At 63.7% G+C, this 13,321-nt stretch carries 11 protein-coding genes; 6 read left to right on the forward strand and 5 right to left on the reverse strand.

Annotated features, from left to right (window positions below; genetic code table 11):
* Positions 1-81: 81 nt before the first annotated feature.
* On the forward strand, positions 82-345 hold the full coding sequence (locus U9R80_RS23240; protein ID WP_301842820.1) for a DUF3820 family protein: 264 nt from the start codon (positions 82-84) through the stop codon (positions 343-345).
* A gap of 122 nt (positions 346-467) precedes the next feature.
* Here the strand turns inward: U9R80_RS23240 and U9R80_RS23245 are convergent, their stop codons facing one another.
* Genes U9R80_RS23245 through ptsP form a run of 3 tightly spaced genes read right to left on the reverse strand, consistent with a single transcriptional unit; the run spans position 468 to position 6,007 of the window.
* The gene (locus U9R80_RS23245; RefSeq protein WP_301842821.1) at positions 468-2,198 is read right to left on the reverse strand and encodes a fructose-specific PTS transporter subunit EIIC; all 1,731 of its coding nucleotides are present in this window, start codon (positions 2,196-2,198) and stop codon (positions 468-470) included.
* Positions 2,195-3,145: a 1-phosphofructokinase gene (pfkB, locus tag U9R80_RS23250; protein WP_301842822.1), complete on the reverse strand. Its 951-nt coding sequence runs from the start codon at positions 3,143-3,145 to the stop codon at positions 2,195-2,197. Before pfkB ends, U9R80_RS23245 begins: the two co-directional genes overlap by 4 nt.
* The gene (gene ptsP, locus U9R80_RS23255; protein WP_301842823.1) at positions 3,146-6,007 is read right to left on the reverse strand and encodes a phosphoenolpyruvate--protein phosphotransferase; all 2,862 of its coding nucleotides are present in this window, start codon (positions 6,005-6,007) and stop codon (positions 3,146-3,148) included.
* A 284-nt stretch (positions 6,008-6,291) separates the two neighbouring features.
* On the opposite strand from ptsP, the gene cra reads away from it, so the two are divergent.
* Positions 6,292-7,287, forward strand: a complete 996-nt coding sequence (gene cra / locus U9R80_RS23260; RefSeq protein WP_301842824.1) for a catabolite repressor/activator — start codon at positions 6,292-6,294, stop codon at positions 7,285-7,287.
* A gap of 2 nt (positions 7,288-7,289) precedes the next feature.
* The gene (locus U9R80_RS23265; RefSeq protein WP_301842825.1) at positions 7,290-8,066 is read left to right on the forward strand and encodes a TatD family hydrolase; all 777 of its coding nucleotides are present in this window, start codon (positions 7,290-7,292) and stop codon (positions 8,064-8,066) included.
* Positions 8,067-8,255: 189 nt separating this feature from the next.
* Here U9R80_RS23265 and U9R80_RS23270 read toward each other — a convergent pair whose 3' ends face one another.
* Positions 8,256-9,170, reverse strand: coding sequence for a LysR family transcriptional regulator (locus tag U9R80_RS23270; protein WP_301842826.1), 915 nt, complete (start codon positions 9,168-9,170; stop codon positions 8,256-8,258).
* 199 nt (positions 9,171-9,369) lie between these two features.
* On the opposite strand from U9R80_RS23270, the gene U9R80_RS23275 reads away from it, so the two are divergent.
* Genes U9R80_RS23275 through U9R80_RS23285 form a run of 3 tightly spaced genes read left to right on the forward strand, consistent with a single transcriptional unit; the run spans position 9,370 to position 11,598 of the window.
* Complete coding sequence (locus tag U9R80_RS23275) at positions 9,370-10,701, forward strand: nucleobase:cation symporter-2 family protein (RefSeq protein ID WP_301842827.1); 1,332 nt, start codon at positions 9,370-9,372, stop codon at positions 10,699-10,701.
* 31 nt (positions 10,702-10,732) lie between these two features.
* Complete coding sequence (locus tag U9R80_RS23280) at positions 10,733-11,242, forward strand: nucleoside deaminase (protein WP_301842828.1); 510 nt, start codon at positions 10,733-10,735, stop codon at positions 11,240-11,242.
* A complete protein-coding gene (locus U9R80_RS23285; RefSeq protein WP_301842829.1) occupies positions 11,239-11,598 on the forward strand; it encodes a hydroxyisourate hydrolase in 360 nt (119 codons plus the stop codon). Before U9R80_RS23280 ends, U9R80_RS23285 begins: the two co-directional genes overlap by 4 nt.
* Positions 11,599-11,829: 231 nt before the next feature.
* On the opposite strand, the gene U9R80_RS23290 is transcribed toward U9R80_RS23285, so the two are convergent.
* Positions 11,830-12,885 (reverse strand): hypothetical protein, encoded by a 1,056-nt coding sequence (locus tag U9R80_RS23290; RefSeq protein WP_301842830.1) that lies wholly within the window; start codon positions 12,883-12,885, stop codon positions 11,830-11,832.
* Positions 12,886-13,321 lie beyond the last annotated feature (436 nt).

A 13,321-nucleotide genomic window follows, 5' to 3' on the forward strand; every position in this document is an offset into this window, starting at 1 on the left:
CAAGCGTTCTGCATGAACTGTCCTTTGGCCTTCATGCAGATTGCATGTATGTTCGGCCCTTTCCTGTCAGAACCCCGCTCCATGAATCCTGAACTGCTTGTCTTGCTGGTGACCCGCGAAATGCCCTTCGGCAAATACCAGGGCAGGCTGATTGCCGACCTGCCCGGGCATTACCTGGCCTGGTTCGCGCGCCAGGGGTTTCCCAAGGGGGAACTGGGCGGGTTGCTGGCCTTGATGCACGAGATCGACCACAACGGCCTCGGCGAACTGCTCGTGCCGCTGCGCAAGAAACATGCAGGAGCGGGCTTGCCGCTGCGCGGTGGGCGCGGGCTTGGCCCGCGATAGCGATCCCACTGTCACATCGCCTCGCGGGGCAAGCCCGCTCCTACACATGCCTGCCGGTGGGAGCGGGCTTGGCCCGCGATGGCGATCCCGCTGTCACTTCGCCTCGCGGGGCAAGCCCGCTCCTACACGGGTTGTACGGCCAGTTCCTGCACTTCGTTGCGCTTGAGCAGTGCATAGACAACCGCCGTCAACAGGCTCCCCGCCAGGATCGCCAACAGGTACAGCAGCGCATGGTTGATGGCATTGGGGATGAGCATGACGAACAGCCCGCCATGGGGTGCCATCAGCTTGCAGCCAAAATACATCGACAACGCACCGGTCAACGCTCCACCGGCAACGCTCGCCGGGATCACTCGCAGCGGGTCTTTGGCAGCAAACGGAATGGCGCCTTCGGAGATAAAGCACAAGCCCAGCACAAACGCCGCCTTGCCCGCTTCGCGCTCGCTCTGGGCGAATTTGCGTCGGGCAATGAAGCTGGCGATGCCCAGGCCGATCGGCGGCACCATGCCGGCGGCCATGGTCGCGGCCATCGGTGCATAGCTCTGCGACGCCAACAGCCCCACCGAAAAGGCATAGGCAGCCTTGTTGATCGGCCCGCCGAGGTCCACGCACATCATCCCGCCCAACAGCACGCCGAGCAGAATCGCGTTGGTGGTGCCCATGCTGTCGAGAAAGTGGGTCAGCGCTTCAAGCATCCCGGCCACCGGTTTGCCGACCACATAGATCATCACCAACCCGGTAAACAGGCTGGCCAGCAACGGGATGATCAGGATCGGCTTGAGGGCATCGAGGCTGGTGGGCAAGCGTACCCAGCGGCTGATGGCCTTGGCGCTGTAGCCGGCCAGGAAGCCTGCAACGATGCCACCGATAAAACCGGCCCCCAGAGAGCTGGCCAACAAACCTCCGATCATGCCCGGCGCCAGGCCCGGCCGGTCGGCAATCGAGTAGGCGATGTAACCGGCCAGCAGCGGCACCATGAGTTTGAAGGCGGCTTCGCCACCAATCTGCATGAGGGCGGCCGGCAAGGTGCCGGGCTCCTTGAACGCTTCGATGCCGAACACGAACGACAAGGCAATCAGCAAGCCGCCCGCGACCACCATCGGCAGCATGAACGAGACGCCCGTGAGCAGGTGTTTGTACACCCCGGTTTTCTCGCCCGTGGCCGGGCTGGCCGTCGCGCCCTGCGCGGGTGACTCTTCGCGACCTTCGGCCAGGGCTTTGTTCAAGGTGGCCTGGGCCTGCTTGAGGGCCACGCCGGTGCCGCAGCGATAGATGCGCTTGCCGGCAAAGCGTGTAGTGGGCACCTCGATATCGGCCGCCAGCAACACCACGTCGGCATCGGCGATGGCCGCCGCTGGCAACGGATTGCGCGCACCGACCGAGCCCTGGGTTTCCACGATCAGTTCATGGCCCAATTGCTGCGCCGCCTGTTGCAACGCTTCGGCGGCCATGAAGGTGTGGGCGACGCCGGTCGGGCATGCGGTGATGGCGACGATCCTGGCGCTACGCGTCGGGGCGTCAGGCGGAACGTCGGCAGCGGGTTCATAGACCTCGGCCTGCTGCGCCGCCTCGCGCAAGAAATGCTGGGGATCGGCCAGGGCCTTGGCCGGGGTACTCTGGAACAGGCGCTTGCCGGCAAAACGGCGCAGGTCCAGCGGCCCGGTGTTGACCACCAGCACCCAGTCGGCCGCGGCGATCACGGCCTCTGATAGCTGTTTTTGAGGTTGCTGCCGGTCATGAATTTCAACGCTGGTGCTCCAGCCCAGGCGCTGCGCGGCGGCGTCCAGCAGGCGCGCACTGAGCACACTGGACACCTGGCCGTTGGGGCAGGCGGTGACGATGGCAATGTTCATCTGCAACCCTCTTGTTGTTCTTCGCGCAGCTGCACACCCTGCTCCAGTTGCGCCAACTGGGCCCGGTCGTTGATGCCAAAACCGATCTGGGTCACGGCCTGGGCGGCGATGGCCGTGGCCCGACGCAAGGTCTGCGCCGGCGTGTCGCCGCCCAGCAGGCCGTGAACCATCCCCGCCAGCAACGAGTCACCCGCCCCCACCGTGCTGGCCACCTTGACCTTGGGCGGCAACGCCCCCAGCACGGCATCGCGACGGAACCAGTTGACCCCCTGCTCGCCCTGGGACACCACCACATGCTCAACGCCCCGGGCGATCAGCTCACGGGCCGCGGCCTGCTGCTCGGCGAAACTGTGGACCGTGCAGCCCAGCACTTCGCCCAGCTCATCGGTGTTGGGCTTGACCAGCCAGGGCGCGCAGTCGAGCCCGGCACGCAGGGCTTCGCCGCTGCTGTCCAGCGCAACATTCAGGCCCATGCCCTTGAGCTGGGCGATCAGGTACTGCAACCACGCCCCGCTGACACCCCGTGGCAGGCTACCGGCGATGACCACCGCCTCATGCCCGGGAGCGACCTGGGCCAGCCTGGCCAGCAGTTCGTTTCGGGCCTGTTCATCGACCTGCGGGCCCGGGCCATTGATATCCGTGACGCGACCATCGGCCTCAACCAGCTTGATGTTGCAACGGGTCTCACCCGGTACGCGGACAAAGCAGTCGGCAAAGCCACGGCGGGCGATCAGTTGTTCAAAGGGCTGGAGGTTGTCTGCACCCAGAAAGCCCCCGACGGTCACGTCGTGGCCCAGGTCAGCCAGCACCTGGGCGACGTTCAGGCCCTTGCCGGCGGCATGGCTGTGCTGGGCCTGGCTGCGGTTGACGACACCGCACTGCAGGGCATCGAGGCTGACGGTCAGGTCCAGCGCCGGGTTGAGGGTCAGGGTGAGGATCTTGGCCATTCAGTGGGTCTCCACCAGCGCGCGGACGGCGCTGGCACTTCCTTGCAGCAAGGCTTGCCGAGCCAGTTGCCGGGTGTGTTCAAAATTCAATTCGCGTACCTGCGCCTTGACCTCGGGGATGCTGCGCGCCGCAACACTCAGTTCATCGACCTCCAGGCCCAGCAGCACCGCCACCGCCTGCGGGTCGGCCGCAAGCTCGCCGCACACGCCCACCCACTTGCCGTGGGCATGGGCGGCGCGCACGGTCATGTCGATCAGTTGCAGGACAGCCGGGTGCAGGCCGTCGGCCTGGGCCGAAAGGCTCGGGTGGCCACGGTCGATGGCCAGGGTGTACTGGGTCAGGTCGTTGGTGCCGATGCTGAAGAAATCCACCTCCGGTGCCAGCACCGGGGCCAGCAAGGCCGCCGACGGCACCTCGATCATGATCCCCAGTTGCAGGTCGCTGACGCTGATGTCCTGGCGCAGGCGCTCGACCATCGCCCGCGCCTGCTGCCACTCCTCAAGCTGGCCGACCATGGGGAACATGATCCGCACCGGGCGATCCTCGGCAGCGCGCAGCAGGGCCCGCAGCTGGCTTTCCATCACCTGCGGGCGCTGCAGGGTCAGCCGTATGCCGCGCACCCCGAGAAAGGGGTTCTCTTCCTTGGCAATCGGCCAATACGGCAGCGGCTTGTCTCCGCCCACATCGAGGGTGCGCACCACCAGCGGCCGACCGCCCAGGCCATCGAGCACACGTCGGTATTCGGCTTCTTGCTGGGCTTCGTCCGGCAATTGCGGATGCGCCATGAAAATCAGTTCGGTGCGCAGCAGGCCGATGCCTTCGGCGCCCTGGTCCACCACCGCGTCGATACCTTTGCTTTCGCCGATGTTGGCGAACACCTCGATGGCATGACCGTCGCGGGTAACGGCCGGCTCCAGGCGATGCTCGCGGGCGAGCTGCAAGCGTTGCTCACGGCGGTCGCGTTCGGCCAGGGCGCGCTGCAATTCATCGGCAGGCGGTGCTACGTGCAGGCGGCCCCGTTGCCCGTCGAGCAGCAGCGGCGTATCCGCTGCAATCAGCAGCACCGCATCGCCCGCCCCCACCACCGCCGCAATGCCCAGGGCGCGAGCGACGATGGCGCTGTGGGCGGTGGCACCGCCGCGGGCGGTGAGGATGCCGGCGACCCGGGCCGGGTCCAGGCGCGCCACATCCGAGGGCCCCACCTCTTCCATGACCAGCACATAGGGTTGCTCGGGCGCGGCCACGTCGGCCTCGCCACAGAGTTGCGCCAGCACCCGCCGACCGATGTCGCGCAGGTCGGCAGCGCGCTCGGCGAGCAAGGCATCGTGCAGCGACTCCTGCTGGCGGGCAGCGGCATCGATCACGGCCATCCAGGCGGCCGGGGCGCTCTCGCCCTGGCGCAGGCGCTGGTCGACTTCGTCGCCCAGCTCAGGGTCGGCGAGCATCTCCTGGTGGGTAATGAAGATCTCGCCGATGGCCTTGGCCTGGCTGCGCCGGATCAGTGCGTCGATCTCGGCATTGACCGTCGCCAGCGCCTGCTGCAAGCGCTGACGCTCGACGGGCAAGGATTCACCGCGCAAGGGGTAGTCGAATTCGCGCACCACCTGAACATACGCCGGGCCACTGGCAATCCCGGGGGCGGCGGCCACACCCTGGATCACCGCACCCGCCGCCGGGGCCTGAAGCGCAGGCTCGGGCAACGGCGGCGGCGCGGCCTGTGACACCTCTTGCGCGAGCGCCTCGACCTCTTCACCCAGACCCGCTTCGATGGCCGCCAGCAAGGCGGGCAATGCATCAGCGGCCACGCTCGGTTCAGCAATGATCTCCAGCACCTGGCCACGGCGGGCGCCAAGGCTGAGCAGCTTGCTCAGGCTCTTGGCCGAGACGGCGGCCTGAGCACTGTCGACCAGACGCACGCGAATCTCGCCGTCGAACGCCTTGGCCAGTTGCGCCAGCTCCTTGGCCGGGCGCGCATGCAAGCCATGGGCATTGGCCAGGCCAATGCGCGCGCTGGGCCAGTCGGCCGGCACTTCGCCGCCGAGCACTTCAAGCACCGCGCGGCTGCTGGTGGCGCGGCACAGCGCCTGGCCACGGCCTTCGATCAACAGCGTGCACAAGCGCTCAAGCAAAGCCTGATGGGCCGCGCCGAGGCTGGCCAGGCAGAACACCCCCTGTACCGGCTGGTCGCGATAACGCAGCGGCTGCTGCGGGGTGACAAAGGCCAGGCCCGGTTGCCGCACCGCCTGCTCGCTGTGCAGCCACCACAGGCCTTCGCCCAGTGGCAGCGGCTCGACTTGCTGCAACACCCCGGCAAACTCGCCGCCCACGCACTCGGCGCGGTGCAGCAGGCGGGCAGCGCGCCACACCAGTTCGTCAAAATCTTCTGCCGGTACGCCCAGGCCGATCATCTGTGCATCCAGCGCCAACGCCTGCGGTGCGCCTTGCAGCAGTTTCAGCAGGGCTTGAGCCGAACTTGCCCGGCGCAGCGCCTCGGCCAGGTCGGTTTCGCCCAGTGCGCGGGTGAGCAGTTGCAACAGGCGCAGGTGCTCGTCGGAGCGCGCGGCAATGCCAATGGCCAGGTACACCCGCTGGCCGTCACCCCAGTCCACCCCTTCGGGGAACTGCAGCAGGCGCACGCCGGTGGTAAACACCAGGTCGCGGGTTTCGGGGGTGCCATGGGGGATCGCAATACCTTGCCCGAGGAAGGTCGAACCCTGAGCCTCGCGCGCTTGCAGGCCGGCCAGATAACCCTCGGCAACCAGGCCGTCACTGACCAGGCGCTCGGCCAGAAGCTGCAGCGCCGCCGACTTATCCACAGCCGACTGGCCGATGGATATCTGCTCTACAGTGAGCTCGAGCATGACCTTCTCCTTTGCAGCACCAGGCCGGTGCTGAGGTATTGTTGTGAATTTTTCAACAGAGGGCCAGTTGCTCAAGGCCCTGCGCAGGCGTTGCTTGGGCAGAAAATTCGCCTGCTGAAACGATTAATCTGTAATTGTGAGCACGTTACTCGATAATCTCCGATCAATGAAGCCCCATCTTGTCGGACAATTGCGACAATGGTCGTCTGCGCCATGATCACAGGATCGGCGACAATTCCCGGTCAGGCTGTGCAAGCAGTCGCGGTAATAACAAGGAATATGCGGTGAAACTCAGCGATATCGCCCGTCTGGCTGGTGTGTCCGTAACCACGGCCAGCTACGTCATCAACGGCAAGGCCGAACAGCAACGCATCAGCAACAGCACGGTGGAACGTGTGCGTGCGGTGGTCGAAGCCCATGGCTTCACCCCCAACCCGCAAGCAGCCGGCTTGCGTAGCCGGCACACCAAGACCCTGGGGTTCATTCTCCCGGACCTGGAAAACCCCAGCTATGCGCGCATTGCCAAGCAACTGGAACAGGGCGCCCGGGCCAAGGGTTACCAATTGCTGATTGCCAGCAGCGACGACCAGCCCGAGAGCGAACGCCAGCTGCAGCAGCTGTTCCGTGCGCGCCGCTGCGATGCGCTGTTCGTGGCCAGCTGCCTGCCGGCCGGTGACGACAGCTATCGCCAGCTGCAAGCCAAGGGCTTGCCGATCATTGCTATCGACCGTGCCCTGGACCCGGCGCATTTCTGCTCGGTGGTCAGCGATGACCGCAACGCCAGCCTGCAACTGACCCGCAGCCTGCTCGACACCGCGCCCAAACACATCGCCCTGATCGGCGCCCGCCCGGAGCTCAGCGTCAGCCAGGCCCGTGCCGGTGGTTTTGATGAAGCGCTGCGAGGCTTTGGCGGCACCATCAGCCGCTACCAGGGCGAGGCGTTCAGCCGTGAATGCGGCCAGCGCCTGATGAACGAACTGCTCGCCGAACTGGGCGGCCTGCCGGACGCGCTGGTGACCACCTCCTACGTGCTGCTGCAAGGTGTGTTCGACGTGCTGCAGGCCCGCCCTGCCGGTTCGCGCCACCTGCACCTGGGCACCTTCGGCGACAACCAGCTACTGGATTTCCTGCCGCTGCCGGTCAACGCCATGGCCCAGCAGCACGGCCAGATGGCCGAAATCGCACTGGAACTGGCCCTCGCCGCCGTCGAGCAGAAACGCTATGAACCCGGCGTTCACGCCATCGGTCGAACCTTCAAGCAGCGGATCACCAAGGCCTGAGCATGCGCCTGATCGACACCCACACCCATCTGGATTTTCCGGATTTCGACCACGACCGCCCGGCCTTGCTCGCCGAGGCCCGGGCAGCGGGTGTCGAGGAAATGGTGGTGCTGGGGGTGTATCAGGACAACTGGCAACGAGTGTGGGATCTGGTGTGCAGCGATCCCAAGCTGTACGCCGCCTTCGGCCTGCACCCGGTGTACCTCGATCAGCATCGCCCGGCGCACCTGCGTGAACTAGGCGACTGGCTGAACCGGCTGCGCGGCGAGCGCCAGCTGTGCGCGGTGGGCGAATTCGGCCTGGACTACTACCTGCCCGAGCTCGACCGCGAGCGCCAGCAGCAGTTGTTTGAAGCTCAACTGCAACTGGCGGTGGACTTCAACCTGCCTGCCCTGCTGCATGTACGCCGCAGCCATGCGGCGGTGATTGCCACCCTCAAGCGCTACAAACTGGCGCGCGGCGGCATCATCCATGCCTTTGCCGGCAGTTTTGAAGAGGCGCGCGAGTACCACAGGCTCGGCTTCAAGCTTGGCCTGGGCGGCGCGGCGACCTGGCCTCAGGCGCTGCGCCTGCACAAGGTGCTACCGCAGTTGCCGCTGGATAGCCTGGTGCTGGAGACCGACTCACCGGACATGGCCCCGGCGATGTTCCCCGGCGTACGCAACAGCCCGGCGCACCTGCCGCAGATTGCCGAAGCGCTGGCGCAGGTGATCGGGATCGAGGTGGAGCAACTGGCGCAGGTGAGTACGCACAATGCCTGCGAGGTGTTTGGCTGGTAGGCGCGGTGAGAGCGGGTTTGACCCGCGTGTGGGAGCGGGCTTGGCCCGCGATGGCGTTTCCCCTGCCCCACCGTTTCGCGGGGCAAGCCCGCTCCTACAGCAGGCAACTGCTCGGGCCCGCGATGGCGTTCTCCCTGTCACACCGCTTCGCGGGGCAAGCCCGCTCCTACGGCAGCCAACTGCCCGCTCCTACAAGGTTGTGGGTTGGCCGTTGCGGTCGAGCTCGAAGACTTTGTTGTGCTGCAGGCGCTCTTTGAGCCAGCGCTGGGCTTTGTCCAACGGCCGCTGGCGGGCCCAGAGCATGTCTACGCCCACGTGCCAGTCGGTGTGCGGGTATGCCGTCAGTTGCAGTTCCACCAACTCCCCTCGCGCCAGTTCGCGTTGTATCAATTGGCGCGGCAGCGTGGTCCAGCCTAGCCCCGCACGCACCATTTCAAGCAACGCAAGGTAGCTTTCGGCCTGCCACAGTTGGGTCGCGCGCAGGTACTCGCTACTGGGCAGTTTGCTGGCATGGGCGCTGAAGGCCAGGCGCCGGTGCACGTGCAAATCGTCAAAGGTCACCGTGGCCATTTTCGCCAACGGGTGAGCCGGGTGGCAGACGTGCAGCATGATCAGTTTGCCCAGTTGCTGGAACGCCAGTTCTTTCGGATACCCCGGCTGTGAGAACGCGATGCCCAGCACGGCTTCGCCCCTGGCCACCAGCTCGCTGACATCACCATGCACGGGGTGGCGGATGATCAGGTCGACAAAAGGGAATGCCTGCTCGAAATCCTTGAGCACCGGCATGATCGGGCCGTAGGGCGTTTCAATCGCCAGCGTCAGGCTCGGCTCCACCGTTTCAGACAGGCAATCGGCATGGGCTTCCAGTGCCAGGCAGCGCTCCAGCACCGCCTCTGCCTGAATCAGCAGCTTCTGCCCGCTGGCCGTCAGTGTCGGGCTGCGGCTGGCCCTATCGAACAACTCGACCCCAAGGTCTGCCTCCAGGTTGGCAATGGCCGCGCTGATGGTCGATTGCGTCCTGCCCAGCTTGCGCCCGGCCGCAGAGAACGAGCCGCGCTTTACCGCCTCGGTGAACATCAGCAATTGATCCAGTGAAAAGCGCAACGTGCCTGCTCCTGAGCCGTGGGGTGAGTCGACCGGTGCGAATCGTGCAACGCAATCGGCGTGGGGTGCAAGGGCGCCACCCATCGACCGGGTCGATAGTTACTAACTTGTTTCATCGCTCACAGCGTTCAACTATAGCCACGGCGTCAGCAGTTCCTGCTCAAAAACAATAAAGCCGCACTTTCAGGAGACACACGACATGAGCACTAAACAGGTTCATCCGGTGGACGAGGTTCTGCCCCTGCGACAGCTGTTCACCTTCGGCCTGCAACACGTGCTGGTGATGTACGCCGGCGCCGTGGCGGTGCCGCTGATTCTTGGCAGTGCCCTGGGACTGACCTCTGCCCAGATCATCACGCTGATCAACGCCAACCTGCTCACCTCGGGTATAGCGACGTTGATCCAGACCCTTGGCTTCTGGAAATTCGGTGCACGCTTGCCGTTGATCCAGGGCTGCTCGTTCATCGCCCTGGCGCCGATGATCATGATCGGCAAGGAGTTCGGGCTCAGTCAGATATTCGGCGCGGTGATTGCGGCAGGCGCCATCACCATTGCCCTGGCCCCGGTTTTCAGCCGCTTGCTGCGCTTCTTTCCGCCGGTGGTGATCGGCAGCCTGATCACCATCATCGGCATCTCGCTGATGCCTGCGGCGGCCATCTGGCTGGGCGGCGGCAACCCGGGCGCAGAAGACTTCGGCAACCCCGCCAACCTCCTGCTGGGCCTGGCGACGGTCAGCGTGACCCTGGTGATCTATGCCAAGTTCTCGGGCTTTATCGGCAACCTCAGCGTGCTCATCGGCCTGTTTGCAGGGAGCCTGATTGCCGCGGCCTTCGGCATGACCAACTTCAGCCGCGTGGGCGATGCCGCCTGGTTCGAGCTGAGCCCGCCGATGGCCTTCGGGGTGCCTGAGTTCTCGCTGGTGCCGATCATGATCATGACCCTGGCGATGCTGGTGATCATGGCCGAGACCACCGGCAACTGCCTGGCCATCGGCAAGCTGACCGGCAAGCCGACCACCCAGCAAACCCTGGGTAACGCGTTTCGTGCCGATGGCCTGTCGACCATGCTGGGCGGTGTGTTCAACAGCTTTCCGTACAACGCCTTCACCCAGAACACCGGCCTGATCGCGCTTTCCAACGTCCGGAGCCGCTTCGTGGTCGCTGCGGCGGGCGCGATCATGGTGCTGATGGGCCTGTTCCCCAAGCTCGGCGCCCTGATCGCCGCCGTGCCCACCCCGGTGCTGGGCGGGTGCGCCATCGTGATGTTCGGCATGACCACCGTGGCCGGCATCCAGGAGCTGTCACGGGTGAAGTTCGAGGGCACCCGCAACGGCATCATCGTGGCGGTGTCGGTCAGCGTCGGCGTGCTGCCGATGTCATTCCCTGCCCTGTTCGAGCACGCCCATGGCGCGCTCAAGCTGATTCTAGAAAGCGGCATCTTCCTCGGTGCGATCACCGCCATCGTGCTCAACGTTTTGCTCAATAACGAAAAGAACACCAGCGACGGCATTGCCGCCGAACTGGCGGACTGATGTGCCCCCTTTTACTGCCAAGGAGCTTCCCATGACCCACTTCACCCAACTGACCCCGGCTGGCGTATCCGAACTGGACCTGCTGTTGCTGCGCCGCAGCATTGCCCTGTCCACCGCCTCTCGGGAGCGGGGTCGTCACCCGTTTGCCGCGCTGGTGGCCGATCGCGACGGCAACATTATTGCTGAAGCCGGCAACAACTCCATGCCGCCGGAAGGCGATCCGACCCAGCATGCCGAGTTGGTTGCCGCGGCAATGGCGGCAAAAAAACTGTCGCCGCACGCCTTGGCCGACTGCACCCTGTACACCAGCGCCGAGCCTTGCTGCATGTGTGCCGGCGCGGTGTACTGGACCGGCATTGGCCGTGTGGTCTATGCGTTGTCGGAGCATGCGTTGCTGGGGCTGACGGGTGATCACCCGGAGAACCCGACCTTCTCGTTGCCGTGCCGCGAAGTGTTCGCCAAGGGCCAGCGCAAGGTCAGCGTGGAGGGGCCGATGCTGGAAGATGAGGCCGCTCAGTCGCACCAGGGGTTCTGGTCATGAACGGCGGCATTTCCATCCACGTGGTGGATGTGGCCAGTGGGCGGGTGGCCGAAGGCCTGGAGGTTCGCCTGGAGCGACTGGACGCTGGCCAGCGGGCGTTGATCTGCGAAGGCCGGGTTGGGGGCAATGGCCAGTTGCCCGGCCTTGAGGCCTGCCATGCGCTGTGCACGGCAGGCGTGTACGAGGTGAGTTTGCAGGTGGCGGATTTTTATCGCACCCAGGGCGTGGCGTTGCCGGCCGTGCCGTTTCTGGATGAGCTGGTGTATCGCTTTGGGGTGGGCGATACGGCCCAGCACTATCACCTGCCGTTCAAATTGACGGCATGGGGAGTATCTTGCTTCAGGGGCGGGGCCTGACACAGCGCAAGTCGGGCGAAACGTCCGTACCGTACTGCTCGCAAAGAAACGCCTGGATTGCTCTGACCGTCCTTCCACCGGTGAGCGTCTGTGCGGTACGCGCGCCAAGGTATCTTGGTAGCTGGGCGTATCGAAGCTGGGGTTCGTGGATCACTCACAGTGCAGCAGGCTGGACGCCCTGAATGACTCTCCAACTGACCGCATCAGCATGGAGAGCGCAGGGCCATGCTGTTAGTGGGCTCTCACCTTTTTCAGTTTTCGGGTACCACGAATCCCTCTTGTGCGACGTACCTCGTCAGCGTCATAAAATTCTTGATCATGGCGGCTGGGGGAGGCGCAGGCTGCGACACCGCTAAGCACCACGCCTTGCGCGTGAAGGTAGTCCAGCATCCCCAAGAAATGACGGAGCTCGGGCTGATAGTGACCGCTTTTGTTCGTGATCCCGATGAGCTTTCCACTGTGGACGGCGATTTCGCCGGCACTGTTGACAGGCGCACCAGAAAGGAAAGAAGAGTGGTGAAAGGCATGCACCTTGTGCGAATGAGCGTAGATTTTATTGGCGGGGTCGCGAACGTAAATTCCCCAGCCAGCGCCCGCGGCATTTGTCTGCATAGTACCGGTATGAAATCTTTCGCCTAGCGAATTGTAAAAGACACCATTTTTTATATGCAGTTGCTTTTCTTCTCGTTGGTGCCAACCGAGGTATTTCACATTATTGAAAAAGCGCAAGAACAGTTCTTTGGTGTTGCCATCTGATATAAGTTTTGGGAGGTAGTGGTTACGCACCCATTCAATATACTCCCAGTCGTTATGATGCTCTTGGACGGCATCGGACTTCTTCCAAGACTCGAAGGGGTCGCTCGGGTCACGTCGTAAAGCAAAATGATCCTTGTTCAGCGCCTCCTGCCAGTAATCGGGACGCAGGGTACGTGTCTGACTATTTGCGCCCTTGAAGAGGACGGGGACTGCCGCCTTGACGCGCGCCCAACCTCTCTTTGTGGCATACGGGCTGTCCCAGGTTACGCGCTGGTTGACAAGGTACTCTATCTCGGTAATCGCCTCATAATGTAATTCTATAATCGCGGACACCTTACGATTTTGAGATTTTTTATTTAAAAAGCCCCAGCACGCGTTGACGATGTTCATCAAGCTCAGAATTTCTTTTCTTACCGAACGGTAGTTTGTTCTTTGGTGTTCCAGGAGTAACTGGTCAATTAGTGTCAGCTCGCGGTTGCCCCGTCGCTCAACAAAACTGGTCGCCGCCATGAAGTTTTCTGCTGTGTGCATCGTTTAACGCCCCATTGAATAGTGTTAACTGCAATGTCTCCTGGGCCCGCCAGCCGACGCCATGCTCGAACGGCCTGCTGTCCGATGAATGCGTCAGCCAATAAGTTGGAACAGTGGCGCCGGGTGTTGATCAGGGTGTTCACGATCGTAACAGTGCTAAACAGGGACGTATTTAGGAAGCTTCCGAGACATGGGCTCGCGCGATAAGGCATCGTGTTGCGAGGTATTCAGCCATGAATATTTTGTATATGTTCCATGAACGCCACATTTAAGAAAATGCTGAAAAAGACTTTCAGGTTTAGCAAGTTCATGCGCCCCGTTCGACCAAGAATAAGGACGGCACGCGCGCGGTGGGAGCGGGCTTGCCCCGCGATCAATCGTTTTTTGCTGGCTGTACCGACCTCTCGCGGGGCAAGCCCGCTCCAACCTACGGTGG

Origin of the sequence: Pseudomonas sp. JQ170C (genome assembly GCF_035581345.1) — a bacterium.
Lineage (GTDB): Bacteria > Pseudomonadota > Gammaproteobacteria > Pseudomonadales > Pseudomonadaceae > Aquipseudomonas.